The organism is Streptomyces sp. NPDC002676 (assembly GCF_053592455.1).
In genome coordinates, this window is the sequence record NZ_JBSFVT010000002.1 from 513,931 (window position 1) to 530,774 (window position 16,844).

Below are 16,844 nucleotides of genomic sequence, written 5' to 3' on the forward strand. Positions count from 1 at the left end.
ATTCGGCGCACATCGCACATGAATGTTTTCATACGTCTTGCAAAGCGGTCGGCATATATAAATACTGCTCACGGATCGCGTCCGGCCCACTCCGGATGCGTTCCGCCCCCGCGATCTCACCGTTCGCACACCGCCCCGAGGAAGCCGACGGACCGCCCATGCGCACGCAAGCATTCCCGCCGCGCAGGTTCCGGCTGCCCGGGGCGCCCCGCACGAACACCCCAACCGCCGTCCCCTACCCATTCGGCGCCCGGGGTGTTCTCCGGCGCGGCGCCTGCTCGCCGCGCCCCTGGCGGCCCCGGTTCTCCCCTAGACCGGGGCCGCCCCAACCGTCGGACACCCTTTACGGCGCCGCACACCGGAAGCGATGATCATGACCCTGACCAGCACGCGCATCAGCCCCGACTGGCCCTGCCAGGTCAAGACGCCGGGCAGCTACGACTGGGAGCGCTCCGCGGCCAAGTGGCTGCGCGAACTGATTCCGGCGCGCTACGCCAGCTACCCGGCCCTGATCCGGCACCCCGTGCTGCTCGCCCGGCACGCACAGCTCCAGGTCCAGCAGGAGATCCGGGTGGCGCGCACGGCACTGCAGACCGCGCGGGCCGAGCTGCCCATGCTGGGGGTGCCCGAGTCGGTCATCGAGCACACGATCAAGCTGTACGCGGCCGAGGTGCTCCAGCTCCAGCACATCGCGCGCAGCGTCCGCGCCGTCAGCGAGGCGCTGGCCGGGCACGGCACCCGCTCGCTGACGCGACAGTGACCCCGGGCACGGCGGGCGGCGCCACGCGGCGGATCGCCGTCAGGCCGGGCTCGGCGCTCCGTGCACGAACCGGCTCAGCGACGCCGTCAGCGCGGTGACGAAGGCGTCCCTGGCCTCTTCCGTGAGGGCGTCCAGGGACAGATAGGGGTTGAGGTCCTCCAGTTCGACCAGCAGCAGCCCGCCGTCGGGGGCACGGCAGGCGTCGACGCGCTGGATGCCGTGGGAGAGGCCGTTCCAGTCGATGAAACGCCGGGCGAACTCCAGGTCGGCGGCGGTGGCCGCGTAGGGCTTCAGCTCCCAGCGGCGGCGCGGGTCGGGGGCGTAGAGGGCGTACTGGAAGTCGTCGTCGACGAAGTAGAAGGACACCTCGTAGGCGAAGTCGACGCACGGCTGGATCAGGACGTCGCCGACGGCACGTTCGGCGACCCGGCTCGCGGGGACGATCCGCAGGCCGAGGGAGTCCGCGCCCGCCTTGGGCTTGACCACGTAGCGTTCGGCCTGCGGCAGCCGGTCCAGGTCCGCGGCCCGGTCGACGGTGGGGATGACCGGGAAGCCGGCGGCGCACAGGTCGAGCAGGTACTGCTTGCCGGCCATGTCCGCCTTGCCGGTGAGCGGGTTGTACACCCGCGCCCCGCCGCTCAGGGCACGCGCGCGGAAGGCGTCGTACTCCTTCTGGTAGCCGAGGACGGGCCCGCTGTTGCGGACCACGACGGCGTCGTAGGCGTCCATCAGCGCGACCGCGTCCAGCGGGTGACACAGGGCCAGGTCGAAGTGGGCGCGGAGCCGGGCGGTGAGGAGTATGTCCTCGTCGCAGTAGCGGCGCCCGCGGGCCGGGTACGCCAGGTCGGTGACGTAGAGCAGCCGGGGGCGGGCGACGGGCATGCGGGAACTCCTCGGGCAGGGGTGGCGCTGTCTCGGCGCGGCGGCGCCGCCGGTGGCGGCGGTGCGGAAAGGTTACGCCGCAGGGTGGCGGGGGGTTTTCGGCGGGCCGTCGACGGCGATCTCGTCCCATGACGAAACGGCCGGAAATCATCTCCCAAAAGCACTCAGTTCCCTCACCACGACAGTCTCACTGCACTGAGTGCCATGAATCTGGTCCGGATGCTACGTTCCCGTTCATGAGCTCCATCAGCGCGGCGCAGACCGCGAAGCCGCCGATGCGGGAGGCCCTGGTCGCGGCGGCCTTCCAGCTTTTCGTGGAACGCGGGTACGAGCAGACCACCGTGGACGACATCGTGGCGCTGGCCGGGGTGGGCCGGCGCTCGTTCTTCCGTTACTTCCCCTCGAAGGAGGACGTGGTCTTCCCCGACCACGAGCGCTGTCTGGCCGACATGACAGCCTTCCTGGCGGCGAGCGAAGAGGAGCACGAGCCGGTCCGGCGGGTGTGCGGCGCGGCCCGGATGGTGCTGAAGATGTACGCCGAGAACCCGGCCTTCTCGGTCCAGCGCTACCGCCTGACCCGCCAGGTGCCGGGACTGCGCGCCTATGAGCTGTCGGTGGTGTGGCGCTACGAGCGCGCGCTCGCCGAGTACCTGCGCCGGCGGTTCGCCGGGCGGCCCGACGGCATCCTCCAGGCCGACGTCATCGCGGCGGCCGTGGTCGCCGCGCACAACAACGCCCTGCGCGCCTGGCTGCGTTCGGACGGCGAGGGCGACCCGGGCGCGGCAGTGGACCACGCCCTGAAGTACGTGCAGGAGGCGTTCGGCCACTCCGCACCGGCCCTGCCGAGCCCCGGCGCTCCTGGCACCCCCGGCGCGGCTCCCGCAGGCCCCGGGCCCGCCTTCGCCGAGGTACGGGACGAGCGTGACAGTGACGTCGTCGTACTCGTCTCCCGGCGTGACGCCCCGCTGTGGCGGGTGATCCAGGAGCTGGAGGTCGCGCTCGGCCGCGCCTGACCTGCTGCGGAGGCTCTCCGGCAGATTGGGGGTACGCAGTACCTTTACGAGTGACACTCAGTGCCATACTCTGTCGACGTGCACGGTGGCACGTCAACCGCGCACACGCGTGTGCGGCTCGCGCCGGCACGTGGGATTCCGGCCGAGCGCAGGGAGTTGACCAGCGTGTACCACCACTCAGCAAGCGCCTCGCATGCGGCGGGCGGGTCCGCGGCGGGTGTTCTCGACCCCGCCGGCTCCGCGGAGTCCAAGGACGCCATCCTCTTCCAGCGCTGCACCTGGTGCGGCACCGCGATGTACCACCGTCTGCTGTGTCCCGTGTGCCAGGGCAGCGAACTGCGCACGGAGCGCAGCGAGGGAACCGGGACGGTCCGCCACTCGACCGTGGTGCACCGCAACACCCCCGCGGCGCGCAACGTGTCCCTCATCGAGATGGCCGAGGGATTCGTCGTCCGGGGCCGGGTGATGGGACCGCCGATCGGCATTCACAGCGGGGACCGCGTCCGGCTGTCGACGACGAAGGACCCCGTGCGCGGCGAGCCGGTCTTCCAGTTGCTCGACGAGCCGTTCCGCGCCTGGACCTGACCCTGGACCTGACCTGAGGCGTTGGCCCACGCCGTGTGATCCACCACCTGCTCTTCACGGGCAACCCACAGACTCCTCGTTCCGTCCTCCGGGGGCGAGGGGTGCCCCGGGACGGCCGGGGCGCCCGAGGTCGGGGTTCGAGGAGGAACAGTGGTCCGTGCCCGGCGCATGTGGATCACCGCCGCCGCACTGCTCGCGGTGGCGGGAGCATCCCCAGGGGCGGCAGTAGCGCAGGCTCAACCACCAGCAAAGACAGGAGTATTGGCGGCCTCGGCCAACGCCGACGCCGACGTCCCAGCCGGAGGCCACGCCGACGGGACGCTGCCGCAGGGCTGGCGGATCGCCGGCGGGCACTCGGCACCGCAGCTGGTGTGGCGGTCCGGCCGTCCGGTGCCGATGGGTGACGCGCGTGTCGAATTCCGCGCGCACGGGCGGCTGTTGGGAGTGCCCCGGCCGGGTGCGGACGGGCGCACGTTCCGGCTCGGGCTCGGTGCGGGGCAGGCTGGTGAGCTGAGCGGGCTGGAAGTCTGGTCCGGCGGGCGGCGGTTGGACGAGCGGCAGCAGGCCGGGCGTACGGCTCCGGCCCAACCGCCCGCGCCCCTGCCCGCGGGCGACGTCGACCCGGGCAAGCCAGGCTCCTATCGCACCAGGACCGGCGAGTACCGGCTCAAGTCGGTCCGCCTGCCCGGGTTTTCCGCGCCCGTGGAGATGCGCGCGGTGGTCGTCGCCCCCGTCGGCGCCCCCGGCCGCCGGCCGCTCGCGCTGTTCCTGCACGGCCGCCACTACACGTGCTACAAGCCGCACGGTGACATCGGCGGGAACTGGCCCTGCCCGGCCGGGACGAATCCGGTGCCGAGCCACCGCGGCTATCTTCGCGACCAGCAACTCCTTGCCTCACAGGGCTACATGACCGTGTCGATCGCGGCCAACGGCATCAACGGGCAGGACTGGGCCGCCGAGGACGGCGGCGCGCAGGCACGTTCGTCGCTGGTGCGGCTGCACCTGGCCCACTGGGCCCGCTGGGGCGACCATCCCGAGACCGCGCCGGCGATCGTGCGCGAGGCACCGCGCGCCGATCTGTCCCGGGTGCTGCTGGTGGGGCACTCGCGCGGCGGCGAGGGCGTCAACCGGGCCGCAATGGACAGTCTTTACCCGCCGCCGGCCGACCAGGACGGCTACCACGGCCCGGTGCGCTGGACCATCCGCGGCACGGTCCTGATCGGACCCACCGTCTTCGGGCAGAACCCGGTTCCGGACGTGCCGTCGGTCACGATCCTGCCGGGCTGCGACGGTGACGTCTCCGACCTCGAGGGCGAGGTGTACGTCGACGGAACGCGCGCGGTCAGCGCCGGAAGCGCGCTGCACAGCGCCGTGTACGTGATCGGCGCCAACCACAACTTCTTCAACTCCGAGTGGACACCCGGGCAGTCGGCGGCCCCCTCCGAGGACGACTTCTCGGACGACCCGCACGGCCACGACCCGGTGTGCGCCAAGGGCACGGCGACCCGGCTGACCGCCGACCAGCAGCACCGGGCCGGTTCGACGTACATCGCCGCCGCCGCGCGGCTGTTCCTGACCGGGGACGACCGGGTGCGACCGCTGCTGGACGGTTCGGGCAGGCGGGCGCCGTCGGCGGATCCGGCGCGGGTCCTCAGCCATGCGGTGGGCGGGCGCCGGGGTGCCGGGTTCCTGCCGGACGGCGGGGTGTCGGTGACGGGCGGCCGGCTGTGCGACGCCGTGGGTTCCGACCCGGCCCAGACCTGCCTGGGGCGGGGCGCTCAGGGGGCCTCCCCGCACTTCGCGCAGTGGGAGACCGGCCGGGAGGCCGGCCGGCACGCCATCGCGCTGCGCTGGACGCGCCCGGGAAGCCCGGTGCGGGTGAGCGGCAAGCAGCCGGTGTCGCTGTCCGGTGCGAAGGCGCTGGCGCTGCGGCTGTTCGTGCCGCCGAACTCCCGGGGCACCGAACTGGACGTGTCCCTCACCGACACTGCCGGAAGAACGGCGAAGCTGGGCCGGGTGCGTGCCGACGGACTGCCCGGCAGCGAGCGGACCGCCTCGTACTGGGCGCGCGAGATACGGGTCCCGCTCACGGCGGCCGGCCGGGCGGGGCTGAAGCTGGGGTCCGTCAAGTCCCTTGAGTTGACGCCGCGTTCGGCGTCCGGGCGGGCCTGGCTCATGGACGCGTGGGGCTGGCGGCCCGGAACGGCCGAGGTGCGGGCGGCGGCGCTGCCCCGCGTCGACCTCGGCCGGACGACCGTCGACGAGGGCGACTCGGGCGTACGCACCTACCGGGTTCCGGTCCGGGTGTCCGGGCAGGGCAGCGGGCAGGTCCGGGTGTACGTCATGGATCCGGCCACCGGGCAGGCGAAGGACCGGCTGGTGACGGTGCGTCCGGGCGGCCACGACATCGACGTGCCCGTCGAGGTGAAGGGCAACACGCGCTACGGCAGCGACGTGTCGTACGACGTCCTCGTCAAGGCGGTGCACGGTGCGGTGGTCGGCTCGTACCGGGGTGGTATCACCGTCCACGACGACGACCCGGCCCCGGTGATGACCGTCACGCCCGTCGCCGGCCGGGTCACCGAGGGGAAGCCGCTGACCTGGCGGCTGTCCCTGTCCGAGGCCGTCGACGTGGACATGGACGCGTTCTTCGGCGTCGTTCCGGTCACCGGGCCGGCGCTGTCCACCAAGGACGTCCCGGCGCGCTGGCTGCGCGACACCGCCGGCGCGTCGCCCGATCCCGAGCGCCCGCTGTCCAAGGTGGACGGGCTCGCGCTGTGGGTGGACATCCCGGCGGGCCGGACGAGCGCCGAGATCGCCGTGCCCACGGTCAGGGACCGGGTCGCCGAACCGGCGGAATCGGTGCGGTTCGAGCAGCTGGACCCGAAGACCGGTCAGCCGCTGCCGGGCGGTCTGGCCCTGTCCGGGACGGTGCTGAACGCGTCATAGGACGCGAGGCCGGCGCCTGCACCAGGCTGTGCACCCCGGGTGGCTCTCACGGTGTGAGGGTCACCCGGATGCCGACGGTGCCGTCGAGGCCGCGGCGCAGCCGGCTGCCGAGCAGCGTGAGCCGGCCGACGATGCCGTACTTGCGCGCGATGAGGGTCCGATAGCGGGCGGTGGTGGCCGCGTCCACGATCTCTGCGGTGCCGGGAAACTGCTCGCCGGTGGGGTTGCCGCGCAGGTCGCAGGGGCCGGCGAGGATGTCGGCGCGGCGCCGGATCCGCTTGACCTTCCAGCTGTCGGCGGCGGTCCAGACACCGAGGGTCTCACCGTCGCGCACCACCCAGACCGGGGTGGCGACCGGGGTGCCGTCCTTCCGGTAGCTGGTGACCAGCAGGTACTTTCCGGCGCCGAGCCGGTCCAGGCGCGTGTCGTTCATGCCCGGCAGTCTAGGCGGCCGTCCGCCGCGCAGCAGGCCGGGGAAAACCCGGGTCGGGCAGCGGAGATCAACTCTGGCGTCTAGATTGCGCCTTGACGCTGTACTCTCATCAGGCACCCAGGAGCTGACCCGTGACCGACAACTCGGCAGCCACCAACGACGTGGCCGCGTCACTGCGCGCCCGCATCAACACCAGTCAGCCGCACACGGCCCGGATCTGGAACTACTGGCTCGGTGGCAAGGACAACTACGAGGTCGACCGCGCGGCCGGCGACCAGATCCGCCAGCTCCACCCGGGCATCGGGGAGTACGCGCGCGCCGACCGGCTGTTCCTGGGCCGGGCCGTGCAGCACCTGGTCCAGGACGTCGGCATCCGCCAGTTCCTGGACATCGGCACCGGGCTGCCCACCGCCGACAACACGCACGAGGTCGCCCAGCGCATCGCGCCGGACGCGCGGATCGTGTACGTCGACAACGACCCGCTGGTCCTCGCGCACGCGCGAGCCCTGCTGACCAGCACGCCCGAGGGCCGTACCGACTACCTGGACGAGGACCTGCGCAACGTCGACGCGATCCTCGAACACGCGGCGAAGACACTGGACTTCAGCGAGCCGGTGGCGCTGATACTGCTCGGCGTGGTCATCTTCATCGGCGAGGACGAGGACCCGTACGGTCTGGTGCGGCAGTTGACGGACCGGCTGCCGTCCGGAAGCCACCTGGTGCTGTCGCACACCATCACCAGCCCGGCGATGCCCGACGTGGACGACGCGGTGCGGTTCTGGAACGAGCACGGCACCCCGAAGCTGACCCAGCGCACCCCCGAGGACGTCGCCCGGTTCTTCGACGGCCTGGAGCTGCTGGAGCCCGGCGTGGTGTCCTGCTCGCGCTGGCGGCCGGAGGACGCCGAGGGGCCCGAGCCGGAGGAAGTCGCCATGTTCGGCGGGGTGGCACGCAAGAGCTGACTCCGGCCGGAGAAACCGGAGCGGCCGACCGCCGTCGGTGAACGGCATGGTTCCCGGCCACGTACTCACCCCTGGGTACCTCGACGACCGGAGGACCCCGCGGTGCCTGCGGAAGGCACCGCGCGTTCGGGGTTCGGGAGCCATGCATGAGGCACGCACGACGACGGCTACGGGTCGTCCGGCGGGTGACACGGCTGGCGGCGGTCGGCGGACTCCTCCTGGGAGGCGCGATGGTCACACAGGCGGCCATGGCGAGCGAGCCTTCCCGGGCGCCCGCCTCCGCCAGGCCGTTCACCTCTGCGGCAACCGCCGCAGACAAGAGCGCCGCCCTGGTGGCCCGGCTCGGCACCGCGCGGACGGCGGGCAGCTGGATCGGCGCCGACGGGCGGCCGGTGGTGGCCGTGACCGACGCGCGCGCCGCACAGGAGGTACGGCGCGCGGGCGCGGCGGCGAAGGTCGTCGGGCACAGCATGAACCAGCTCAAGTCGGCCACCGCCACACTGCGTTCGGCACCCCGGGTCGCGGGCACCGCGTGGGCGGTGGACTACCGCGACAACCGGGTCGTGGTGCGGGCCGACAGCACGGTGTCGGCGGCCGACTGGTCCCGGATGAGCCAAGTCGCCGCGGGGATCGGCGGTTTCGTGCACATGGAGCGCACGAAGGGTACGTTCACGACGCGGCTGAACGGGGCGCAGCCGATCCTGTCGACGGGCGGTCGCTGCTCGGCGGGCTTCAACGTGACCGACGGGCAGCGCGACTTCATCCTCACGGCGGGGCACTGCGGGCCCGCGGGCTCGGTCTGGTTCGCCGACAACCAGGGCAACCGGCAGCTGGGCACGACGGTGAACAGCAGCTTCCCGGGCAGCGGCGACTTCTCACTCGTCCGGTACGACTCCGGTCGGGCCGGGGACGGGGCGGACGTCGTCACGATCGGCGGCGGCAAGGGGGTGCGGATCACCGGGGCGGCCGATGCGGTGGTCGGGGAGCGGGTGTTCCGCAGTGGCAGCACCAGCGGTCTGCACGACGGCCGGGTGACCGCGCTCGACGCGACCGTGAACTATCCCGAGGGCAGCGTCACCGGGCTCATCGAGACGAACGTGTGCGCCGAGCCGGGCGACAGCGGCGGCCCGCTGTTCTCCGCGGGCGTCGCGCTGGGCGTCACCTCGGGCGGCAACGGTGACTGCACCACGGGCGGGACGACGTTCTTCCAGCCGGTGACCAAGGCGATGGCGGCGCTGGGTGTCAGGCTGATCGCGTCGACGCCGGCCGGGCAGGGGGCGGTCGCGCCGAGTGCGGCGTCGCCGGGCTCCGCGGCGCCGGTCACGGGGTCCGCGCAGGGCACGGCGCTGCTGGCGAGGCTGACGGACGCCCGGAACCTCGGTCCCGGGCTGCTGGTCATCGCGGGGAGTCTGATCGCGCTGGTCGCGACCCGGTACATCCGTACCGAGCAGGACCGCAGGGCCTACCGGCGGTACTACTCGGCGACGTGGGGCTGACGCGGGGGCGGCCCCGGCGGGGCGGTGCTACGCCGGGACCGTGCGGCGCGGTGCGCGCCGGGCGTGTTCAGGCCGCCCGGCGCGGTTCCGGGGCCGCGGAGGCCCACTCCATCACGAGGCGCTGGTACTCGGCGCGCTGCGCGCTGGTCAGTGTCCCGCCCGACCGGAGCCACAGGGCCCGTATCTCCTCGTTGACCTCCGCGGCCGATCGCTCGGAGGCGGCTTCAACAGTGGTGGACATGCTGTGAAGCATATGCCGCTGGAGGTGAAGACGCCGTGAGTAAGTACCCGCGATACGGACATTTCGGACCGTGTTGCTCATCACGTCAAAGTGTCAACCGGAGGCGGGAGTTCCGCTGCTGGGCAGGTCAGGTGCCCGGCTTACGGCCGTAGACGAAGACGTCGTCGCCCGTCCTCAGCAGCGACCAGTACTTCTTGGCGGCGGTCGTGGTCATGTTCACGCAGCCGTGCGAGCCCGGCGGGTTCCACATGCTCTTGTCGACCGAGTGGAAGGCCTGGCCGCCGTCGAAGAACTGGCTGTACGGCATCGGCACGTCGTACAGGTTCGAGACGTGGTCGATGTCCCGCCAGTAGACCTTGTACGAGCCGGTGCGGGTCTCGAAGCCGTCGCGTCCGGTGCGCACCGGCACGGGCCCGTACACCAGCCGTGAGCCGTCCTGGACCCAGCTGAGCTGGAGCGAGAGGTTCACGCAGGCGATACGGCCCCTGTTCACCGGGCACTTGCCGTCCTTGTTGGGGTTGCTCCCCACGGCCCGCTGCTTGAGCATGAGGTCCATCACGCCCCAGGTGATGGGCCCGGCGTAGCCGATGGCGGGCGTGATGCCGTGCTTGTTCTGGAAGGCCTGGATGGCCAGGCAGTCGCCGGTGGACTGCCTGCCGTCGACCGGCCGGCCGAGGAACTTCTCCACCTGCTTCTGGTACGGCCCGGCCTGCGTGGTGCAGCTCGAGGCCTGGGCCGGTGCGGCCGTGAAGGCCAGCGTGAGCGGTGCCACCAGTCCCGTGACACCCAGTGCGACAAAGCCTCGTTTGCTCATGTCCCCCATATCGGGCTTCCCCTTCTCCCCTGGTCCCGGGTCCTTGCCCGGGTACTCCCGTGCGCGATTCCCCCGGTGTTCGACTACTAGACCTGCCGGATGGTCCCAGGGTTGTGGTTCCGGCCACGCTGTGACGAAACGGTGAACTTCCTTGCAGCGCCCTCCTTCACTCCCCCGCACTCCTGCAACACCTCCACCACCCGCGTCAGCGTCTCCGGGGTCGCCGTGAACGGCAGGCGCAGGCGGTGGGTCAGGGTGGCCCGGTCGGCGGCGAAGTGCGGGCCCGGGGTCACGGCGAGGCCGCGGGCCGCGGCGCGTTCGGCGAGGGCGGTCGCGCTGGTGTCCTCTCCCAGGCGCAGCCACACGGTCAGGCCGCCGTCCGGGACGGTGCACGTCCAACCGGTCCCGGCGAGCAGGGCGGTGAGGTGGTCGCGCTGGGCGCGCAGCCGGGCCCGGCGGTCGGCGAGGAGGCCGGCGAGCGGGTCACCGAGGAGTTCGGCGGCGATGAGCTGTTCCAGCGGTGGCGGCGAGAGCTGGGCCTGGAGCGGGCTGCGCCGCAGGTGACGTACGAGATCCGCGCTCGCCCGGATCCAGCCGACCCGGAGCCCGCTCCACAGGGTCTTGCTCGCCGAGCCGATCTGGATCACCCGGGCGCCGGCGAGGTGGGGTTCGGTTCCGGGCGGCGTACGCAGGTCCAGGTCGCGCATCGTCTCGTCGGCGAGGACGGTCACGCCGTCCCGTTCGGCGAGGGCGGCGACCGCGCGCCGGGTCGGCGCGTCCATGTGGGCGCCGGTGGGGTTGTGGAAGTCGGGGACGAGGTAGGCGAGTTGGGGCGCGTGGCGGCGTACGGCGGCGGTGAGCCGGTCGATGTCCCAGCCGCCCTGCCCCGAGACCGGCACGGGCAGCAGGCGGGCCCGGCGGGCGCGCAGGAGCGCGAGGGCGCCCGGGTAGGTGGGGTTCTCCACGATCACCGGTGCCCGGCGGTCTGTGTGCACGTGTTCCAGGAGCAGGGTGAGCGCTGCCTGCGCGCCGGAGGTGACGAGGATCTGCTCGGGGCGGGTGGCGAGGCCTGCGCGGGTGTAGCGGTCGGCGAGCAGCTCGCGCAGGCGGGGCAGGCCGGCGGTGGCGACGCCGGAGTCGACGAGCAGCGGCGCGCTGCGTTCGGTGGCGCGGGCGAGGGCGGCGAGATAGGCCTCGTGCGGGGCGGCGGTGACGGCGAGGGTGAGGTCGATGCCCGCACCGGGAACGCCGCCCCGGTCCAGTGACCAGGGGGTGGTGCGTTCGGTGAGGCGGGCGGGCAGCCGTACGACGCTGCCGCTGCCGTGCCGGGTGGCGAGCCAGCCGTCGTCGCGCAGCAGGGCGAGTGCGGTGACGACCGTGCCGCGGCTGAGGTGCAGGGTGCGAGCGAGGTCGCGTTCCGAGGGCAGCCGGGTGCCGGCCGGCAGCCCGCCGTCGACCACCGCCTCGCGCACCGCCGCGGCCAGGGAGCCGGCGAGGGTGCCGGGCCGGTTGCGCCAGGCGCCGAGCGCGGCGACGAATCCTGAGTCCATCGGACCAGTTTCCCCTGGTCCAGTTTCCGCGAAGTGGACCAGGCTTCCGCCCGGCCGCCGGTCTACGCTGCGGCGCATGCACCCCACACTCGCCGACGATCTCTCCCGGCTCCCCGAACTCCTGCAGTGCGCCCGCGACTTCGCCGCCCGTGAGGCGGCGGAGCTGGCCCAGCGGCCGGTCGCCGCACCCGGGCGGGCTCCCGAGCGCGCCTCGCTCCCGGTCGAGGGCGCGGGCGGCGAGGGTGCCCTCGCGCGGTTCGCCGAGCGGTGGGCGCCCGGCTTCTCCGGCTCCGCCGGACCGCGCTACCTGGGATTCGTCACCGGTGGCGCGACGCCCGCGTCGGTCGCCGGCGACTGGCTGACCTCCGCGTTCGACCAGAATCTGTCCGGGGCGGGCGGTTCGTGGGCGCAGGAGCTGGAGCGGGAGACGGTGGCCTGGCTGCGGGAGCTGTTCGGGCTGGGCGAGGCGCACAGCGGGGCGTTCGTGACGGGGGCGACCGTGTCGAACACGGTCGGGCTGGCGATCGCCCGCGAGTGGCTCGGCGAGCGGCTCGGGGTGGACGTCTCCCGCGAGGGCGCGGCGGCGCTCGGCCCGGTCGACGTGCTCTCGGGCAGCCCGCATTCCAGCGTGACCAAGGCGATGTCCGTGCTCGGCCTCGGCCGGCACCGGCTGCGGCAGGTGCCGCTGCTGCCCGGCAACCGGGAGGCCGTCGACGTGGCCGCGCTGGAGGCGGCGCTGGCCTCGCTGGACGGCCGTCCGGCCATCGTCGTCGCGAACGCGGGCACCGTGAACACCGTGGACTTCGACGACCTGCGGGCGATCGCCGCGCTGAAGGAGCGGTACGACTTCTGGCTGCATGTGGACGCGGCGTTCGGCGGTTTCGCCGCGCTCTCCCCCGACTACGCCCACCTGGTCGAGGGTCTGGACGCGGCCGACTCGGTCTGCGTGGACCTGCACAAGTGGCTCAACGTGCCGTACGACGCGGCCGTCCAGTTCACCCGCCGCCGCGACCTCCAGGTGGCGGTGTTCCACAACGCCTCGCCGTACCTCGGACTGCCCGTCGGAGAACCGGACTTCCTGCACCTCACGCCGGAGAACTCACGCCGTCTGCGCGCCCTGCCTGCCTGGTTCTCACTCGTGGCCTACGGCCGGGCCGGCCACCGGGAGATCGTGGAGCGCAACGTCGCCCTCGCCCGCCTCCTCGGCGAGGGCATCGACGCCCTCCCGGGCCTGCACCTGCTGGCACCGGTACGCCTCAACGTCGTTTGCTTCACCCTTGCCGAGAACCCCTCCCAGGAGCGCGTCGAGGCCCTGGCACGCGCGGTCGCCGAGTCCGGGGAGGCGTACCTGACACCGACGGTGTACGACGGAGTGCCCGCACTGCGCGCGGCGTTCAGCAACTGGCGTACGACGGAGGCCGATACCCGCCGGGTGCTGGACGCGCTTGCGGCAACCGCGGTCTGAGCCCTCGGAGTTGGTGCAGGGGGCGGCCGGGTCACCGGTACCCGGTCACGTCCGCCGGTTTCCCCGCGTCCTGCACCTCCACCAGGTACCGCCAGGCGTCGGGGCGGCTGCCGTCGAGGTCGGTGAAGCCGTACTCCCGGGCGAGGCCGCCGCTGGAGAGGGACTGTCCGTTGAACCGGGCCACGTCGGGGTCGGCGGCCAGGGCTGCGACGGCGCGACCGGTGAAGCGCGGGGTCTCGGAGATGGCGAAGTGCGGGATGCGGTCGAGGGCGTCGCGCCAGTTGTCCTCGCGTACGCCGAAGGTGTCGAGCATGATCTCCGAGCGCATCCAGCCGGGGGTGAGGGCGACGGCGGTGGCGCCGCGCGGGCCCAGTTCGTGGCCGAGGGCGAAGGCCATGCGCAGCACGGACGCCTTGGCGAGGTCGTAGAAGAGGTTCACCCGGTAGGCGTCGCGGTTGTAGTCGGCGGTGCCGTCGGTGACCTCGACGACCAGGCCGCCGGGCCGGCGCAGCAGCAGGGGCAGGGCGGCGTGGCTGGTGACGAGGTGTGTCTCGACGGCGAGACGCAGCAGCCTGAGCCCGTTGTCGAGGTCGTGCTCCCAGACGGGGGTGTCCCAGGCGAAGAGCTTCTCGCCGCCCCAGATGTCGTTGACGAGGACGTCCAGGCGGCCCTGTTCGTCAGCGATGCGGTCCACCAGGTCCCGTACGGCGGACGGGTCGAGGTGGTCGGTGGGGACGGCGATGCCCCGTCCGCCCGCCGCCGTGACGAGGTCGGCGGTGTCCTCGATCGTCTCGGGGCGGTCGTACTCCGAGCGGCGGGCGCGGGTGCTGCGGCCGGTCACGTAGACGGTGGCGCCGGCCGCGCCGAGTTCCACGGCGATGCCCCGTCCGGCGCCCCGGGTCGCCCCGGCGACCAGTGCGACCTTGCCCTGCAGCGACTCCGACATGTCCGGCCTCCCGTTGCGGTACGACTGCTGTCGCCGTCCACTGTCCCGGGAAAGCCGGACATCTTCTGTCGGGATTAACGGGCGAGTCGCTCGTCCAGCTCCGCGAGGTCCGCGAGGAACCACAGCTGGTCGCCCTGGTTGCACTCGTACACGAAGTCGCGCAGGGCGTCGCTCTGCGCGACATGGCCGGAGATGTCACCGAGGACGGCGAGTCGCAGCCGGTAGTTCGCGAACTTCTGGACGACGGCGCCCGCGACGCCGGACCGCAGCCGGAAGAAGTCCTCCGCGATACGCTCCACGGGCACCGCGACCAGGTGCGCCTCCTGGCCGAACGCGTCGCCGATCAGGTCGAGCGCCGCGCTCTCGCCGTCGAGGGCCGGGCCCTCGGGGGCGCAGGCGAGGACGCGGACGCCGTGGCGGGTGTCGATCGTCTGTGTGGTCATGGGCGCGATCCTAGGAGCGGCCCGGCCGCCGGCGCCCGCGAATATCCGGCGGCTGTCAGTGCCCCCGGGCGATCCATTCCTCCAGGTGAGGTGCTTCGGCGCCGATGGTCGTGGAGTCCCCGTGACCGGTGAGGACCTTGGTCTCCGGGGGGAGGGTGAGGAGCCGGTCGCGGATGGAGTCGATGATCGTCGGAAAGTGGGAGTAGGAGCGTCCGGTGGCGCCCGGTCCGCCCTTGAAGAGGGTGTCGCCGGTGAAGACGACGCCGAGTGCGGGGTCGTACAGGCAGACGGCGCCGAGGGCGTGGCCGGGGGTGTGCAGGACGGTGAGGTCGGCGCCGGCCGCCTCGATGACCTGCCCGTCGACGAGATGGGCGTCGGGCTCGCGGTCGGGGTGGGTCTGCTTCCACAGCGGCAGGTCGGCGGGGTGCAGCCAGATGGTGGCGCCGGTGCGGTCGGCGAGGGCGGGGGCCGCGTCGATGTGGTCGTTGTGGGCGTGGGTGCACACGATGGCGGTGATCCGGCGGTCGCCGACGGCGCGGGCGATGGCCTCGGCGTCATGGGCGGCGTCGATGACGATCACCTCGTGGTCGTCGCCGACGAGCCAGACGTTGTTCTCCACGTCCCAGGTGCCGCCGTCGAGGGTGAACTGGCCCGAGGTGACGAGGCGTTCGATGCGGGCGGTCATCACAGCACCACCGCCGAGCGCAGCACGTCGCCTTGGTGCATCCGCTCGAACGCCTTCTCCACCTTGTCCAGTTGGATGGTCTCGGTGACGAACTTGTCCAGCGGCAGGCGGCCTTGGAGGTGCAGGTCGATGAGCATGGGGAAGTCTCGGGTGGGCAGGCAGTCGCCGTACCAGGAGGACTTCAGGGCACCACCGCGGCCGAACACGTCGAGCAGGGGCAGTTCGAGCTTCATGTCGGGGGTGGGGACGCCGACGAGGACGACGGTGCCGGCGAGGTCGCGGGCGTAGAAGGCCTGGCGGTACGTCTCCGGGCGGCCGACCGCCTCGATGACGACGTCGGCGCCGAAGCCCCCGGTCAGTTCGCGGACGGCCTCGACGGGGTCGGCGTGCTTCGAGTTGACGGTGTGGGTGGCGCCGAGGGTGCGGGCCAGCTCCAGTTTCCGGTCGTCGATGTCCACGGCGATGATCTTCGCGGCGCCGGCGAGGTTCGCTCCGACGACGGCCGCTCCGCCGACGCCGCCGCAGCCGATGACGGCGACGGAGTCGCCGCGGCCGACGCCGCCGGTGTTGATCGCGGCGCCGATGCCGGCCATCACGCCGCAGCCGAGCAGACCGGCGACGGCCGGGGAGACGGCCGGGTCGACCTTGGTGCACTGCCCGGCGGCGACGAGGGTCTTCTCGGCGAACGCGCCGATACCGAGCGCCGGGGACAGCTCGGTGCCGTCGGTGAGGGTCATCCGCTGCTTCGCGTTGTGCGTGTTGAAGCAGTACGAGGACCGGCCGCGCAGACAGGCCCGGCAGTTTCCGCACACCGCACGCCAGTTGAGGACGACGAAGTCACCGGGCGCCACGTCTGTGACACCCGCACCGACCGACTCCACGACGCCGGCGGCCTCGTGGCCGAGCAGGAAGGGGAACTCGTCGCTGATTCCGCCCTGTTTGTAGTGCAGGTCGGTGTGGCAGACCCCGCAGGCCTGGACGCGTACGACGGCTTCGCCGGGCCCCGGGTCCGGGACCACGATCGTCTCGACCCGTACGGGCTCGTCCTTACCCGGTGCGATTACGCCGCGTACTTCCTGCGCCATAGCCTGGCCCCTTCCCTCGACTGTCTTCCCCACCGACCCTACGCGCGACCGATCGTCATCGGGGCTCTTCGGGACCCGGCTCGTCCATCATGGCGCGGAAGCAGCCGTGCTGAGGAAGCAGCCCGGCCCGGAAAGCAGCCGGGCCGGGATCACTGGACGGCGGGGAGCAGGTTGGTCACGGGCGCGACGAGGTCGGTCACCTGGTGCAGTTCGTTCAGCTTGTTCAGCTCGCTGAGCTGGTTCAGCCCGCGCATCTGCTCGGAGACGCGCGGGATCTGGGCCTTGTGCTGCTCGGGGACGGCACTGTCGGTGACCGAGTCGAGGACGGCCATGGGCTTGATCTGCCCGGTGTCCGCGGCGCCCGCGTCGGCCGCGTTCGCGAGCGGTGCCGCGAGGCCCGTGACGCCGACGGCCAGACCGACTGCGGCGACGATACGTCGTGTTGAGATCATGTCCTGCGCAACGGTGGCGGGCCCCTGCCGGACACGGGCGGCGGGCCGCGCTCACCCGTGAGGCGGAGCGGGCCGCCTGCGCT

At 72.5% G+C, this 16,844-nt stretch carries 17 protein-coding genes; 7 read left to right on the plus strand and 10 right to left on the minus strand.

From position 1 onward, the window contains the following. Positions 1–367 precede the first annotated feature (367 nt). The gene (locus ACWD3E_RS09410) at positions 368–760 is read left to right on the plus strand and encodes a hypothetical protein (protein ID WP_451386940.1); all 393 of its coding nucleotides are present in this window, start codon (positions 368–370) and stop codon (positions 758–760) included. Positions 761–799: 39 nt separating this feature from the next. Here ACWD3E_RS09410 and ACWD3E_RS09415 read toward each other — a convergent pair whose 3' ends face one another. Beyond that, on the minus strand, positions 800–1,642 hold the full coding sequence (locus tag ACWD3E_RS09415) for a hypothetical protein (RefSeq protein WP_451386941.1): 843 nt from the start codon (positions 1,640–1,642) through the stop codon (positions 800–802). A gap of 236 nt (positions 1,643–1,878) precedes the next feature. Here ACWD3E_RS09415 and ACWD3E_RS09420 point away from each other — a divergent pair, with 236 nt between their 5' ends. From ACWD3E_RS09420 to ACWD3E_RS09430, 3 genes are all read left to right on the plus strand, one after another. Beyond that, positions 1,879–2,655 (plus strand): TetR family transcriptional regulator, encoded by a 777-nt coding sequence (locus ACWD3E_RS09420; protein WP_451386942.1) that lies wholly within the window; start codon positions 1,879–1,881, stop codon positions 2,653–2,655. A 165-nt stretch (positions 2,656–2,820) separates the two neighbouring features. Then, complete coding sequence (locus ACWD3E_RS09425; protein ID WP_451386943.1) at positions 2,821–3,240, plus strand: Zn-ribbon domain-containing OB-fold protein; 420 nt, start codon at positions 2,821–2,823, stop codon at positions 3,238–3,240. A gap of 150 nt (positions 3,241–3,390) precedes the next feature. Continuing rightward, positions 3,391–6,189, plus strand: a complete 2,799-nt coding sequence (locus ACWD3E_RS09430) for a hypothetical protein (RefSeq protein WP_451386944.1) — start codon at positions 3,391–3,393, stop codon at positions 6,187–6,189. Positions 6,190–6,235: 46 nt separating this feature from the next. Here ACWD3E_RS09430 and ACWD3E_RS09435 read toward each other — a convergent pair whose 3' ends face one another. Beyond that, complete coding sequence (locus ACWD3E_RS09435; protein ID WP_451386945.1) at positions 6,236–6,622, minus strand: PPOX class F420-dependent oxidoreductase; 387 nt, start codon at positions 6,620–6,622, stop codon at positions 6,236–6,238. Between the two features lie 131 nt (positions 6,623–6,753). On the opposite strand from ACWD3E_RS09435, the gene ACWD3E_RS09440 reads away from it, so the two are divergent. Both ACWD3E_RS09440 and ACWD3E_RS09445 read left to right on the plus strand, forming a co-directional pair. Continuing rightward, positions 6,754–7,584 carry an SAM-dependent methyltransferase gene (locus ACWD3E_RS09440; protein WP_451386946.1) on the plus strand — a complete coding sequence of 277 codons (831 nt, stop codon included), beginning with the start codon at positions 6,754–6,756 and terminating at the stop codon, positions 7,582–7,584. 146 nt (positions 7,585–7,730) lie between these two features. Next, positions 7,731–9,080 (plus strand): S1 family peptidase, encoded by a 1,350-nt coding sequence (locus tag ACWD3E_RS09445; protein WP_451386947.1) that lies wholly within the window; start codon positions 7,731–7,733, stop codon positions 9,078–9,080. 67 nt (positions 9,081–9,147) lie between these two features. Here the strand turns inward: ACWD3E_RS09445 and ACWD3E_RS09450 are convergent, their stop codons facing one another. The 3 genes from ACWD3E_RS09450 to ACWD3E_RS09460 all read right to left on the minus strand — a co-directional run bounded on the left by ACWD3E_RS09450 (position 9,148) and on the right by ACWD3E_RS09460 (position 11,685). Next, positions 9,148–9,333 carry a hypothetical protein gene (locus ACWD3E_RS09450; RefSeq protein WP_451354227.1) on the minus strand — a complete coding sequence of 62 codons (186 nt, stop codon included), beginning with the start codon at positions 9,331–9,333 and terminating at the stop codon, positions 9,148–9,150. Positions 9,334–9,448: 115 nt separating this feature from the next. Continuing rightward, on the minus strand, positions 9,449–10,144 hold the full coding sequence (locus ACWD3E_RS09455) for a L,D-transpeptidase (RefSeq protein ID WP_451386948.1): 696 nt from the start codon (positions 10,142–10,144) through the stop codon (positions 9,449–9,451). Positions 10,145–10,221: 77 nt separating this feature from the next. Next, positions 10,222–11,685, minus strand: coding sequence for an aminotransferase-like domain-containing protein (locus ACWD3E_RS09460; RefSeq protein WP_451386949.1), 1,464 nt, complete (start codon positions 11,683–11,685; stop codon positions 10,222–10,224). Positions 11,686–11,761: 76 nt separating this feature from the next. Here ACWD3E_RS09460 and ACWD3E_RS09465 point away from each other — a divergent pair, with 76 nt between their 5' ends. Further along, positions 11,762–13,150 (plus strand): pyridoxal phosphate-dependent decarboxylase family protein, encoded by a 1,389-nt coding sequence (locus tag ACWD3E_RS09465; RefSeq protein WP_451386950.1) that lies wholly within the window; start codon positions 11,762–11,764, stop codon positions 13,148–13,150. A gap of 31 nt (positions 13,151–13,181) precedes the next feature. On the opposite strand, the gene ACWD3E_RS09470 is transcribed toward ACWD3E_RS09465, so the two are convergent. The 5 genes from ACWD3E_RS09470 to ACWD3E_RS09490 all read right to left on the minus strand — a co-directional run bounded on the left by ACWD3E_RS09470 (position 13,182) and on the right by ACWD3E_RS09490 (position 16,761). Continuing rightward, complete coding sequence (locus ACWD3E_RS09470; protein WP_451386951.1) at positions 13,182–14,096, minus strand: SDR family oxidoreductase; 915 nt, start codon at positions 14,094–14,096, stop codon at positions 13,182–13,184. 74 nt (positions 14,097–14,170) lie between these two features. Then, positions 14,171–14,539, minus strand: a complete 369-nt coding sequence (locus tag ACWD3E_RS09475) for a DUF4180 domain-containing protein (protein WP_451386952.1) — start codon at positions 14,537–14,539, stop codon at positions 14,171–14,173. Positions 14,540–14,594: 55 nt separating this feature from the next. Then, the gene (locus ACWD3E_RS09480) at positions 14,595–15,224 is read right to left on the minus strand and encodes an MBL fold metallo-hydrolase (protein ID WP_451386953.1); all 630 of its coding nucleotides are present in this window, start codon (positions 15,222–15,224) and stop codon (positions 14,595–14,597) included. Then, entirely contained in the window at positions 15,224–16,309 is a 1,086-nt protein-coding gene (locus tag ACWD3E_RS09485) for an S-(hydroxymethyl)mycothiol dehydrogenase (RefSeq protein WP_451386954.1), read from the minus strand. Before ACWD3E_RS09485 ends, ACWD3E_RS09480 begins: the two co-directional genes overlap by 1 nt. Positions 16,310–16,458: 149 nt before the next feature. Then, positions 16,459–16,761 carry a hypothetical protein gene (locus ACWD3E_RS09490; RefSeq protein ID WP_451386955.1) on the minus strand — a complete coding sequence of 101 codons (303 nt, stop codon included), beginning with the start codon at positions 16,759–16,761 and terminating at the stop codon, positions 16,459–16,461. Between the last annotated feature and the right edge of the window lie 83 nt (positions 16,762–16,844).

Bases quoted from the DNA above. Each gene is read 5' to 3' on its own strand.
- ACWD3E_RS09475 (WP_451386952.1), bottom strand. From the start codon at position 14,539: ATGACCACACAGACGATCGACACCCGCCACGGCGTCCGCGTCCTCGCC.
- ACWD3E_RS09450 (WP_451354227.1), bottom strand. From the start codon at position 9,333: ATGCTTCACAGCATGTCCACCACTGTTGAAGCCGCCTCCGAGCGATCG.
- ACWD3E_RS09410 (WP_451386940.1), top strand. From the start codon at position 368: ATGATCATGACCCTGACCAGCACGCGCATCAGCCCCGACTGGCCCTGC.
- ACWD3E_RS09445 (WP_451386947.1), top strand. From the start codon at position 7,731: ATGAGGCACGCACGACGACGGCTACGGGTCGTCCGGCGGGTGACACGG.
- ACWD3E_RS09415 (WP_451386941.1), bottom strand. From the start codon at position 1,642: ATGCCCGTCGCCCGCCCCCGGCTGCTCTACGTCACCGACCTGGCGTAC.
- ACWD3E_RS09435 (WP_451386945.1), bottom strand. From the start codon at position 6,622: ATGAACGACACGCGCCTGGACCGGCTCGGCGCCGGAAAGTACCTGCTG.
- ACWD3E_RS09455 (WP_451386948.1), bottom strand. From the start codon at position 10,144: ATGGGGGACATGAGCAAACGAGGCTTTGTCGCACTGGGTGTCACGGGA.
- ACWD3E_RS09460 (WP_451386949.1), bottom strand. From the start codon at position 11,685: ATGGACTCAGGATTCGTCGCCGCGCTCGGCGCCTGGCGCAACCGGCCC.
- ACWD3E_RS09485 (WP_451386954.1), bottom strand. From the start codon at position 16,309: ATGGCGCAGGAAGTACGCGGCGTAATCGCACCGGGTAAGGACGAGCCC.
- ACWD3E_RS09490 (WP_451386955.1), bottom strand. From the start codon at position 16,761: ATGATCTCAACACGACGTATCGTCGCCGCAGTCGGTCTGGCCGTCGGC.
- ACWD3E_RS09420 (WP_451386942.1), top strand. From the start codon at position 1,879: ATGAGCTCCATCAGCGCGGCGCAGACCGCGAAGCCGCCGATGCGGGAG.
- ACWD3E_RS09480 (WP_451386953.1), bottom strand. From the start codon at position 15,224: ATGACCGCCCGCATCGAACGCCTCGTCACCTCGGGCCAGTTCACCCTC.
- ACWD3E_RS09470 (WP_451386951.1), bottom strand. From the start codon at position 14,096: ATGTCGGAGTCGCTGCAGGGCAAGGTCGCACTGGTCGCCGGGGCGACC.
- ACWD3E_RS09465 (WP_451386950.1), top strand. From the start codon at position 11,762: ATGCACCCCACACTCGCCGACGATCTCTCCCGGCTCCCCGAACTCCTG.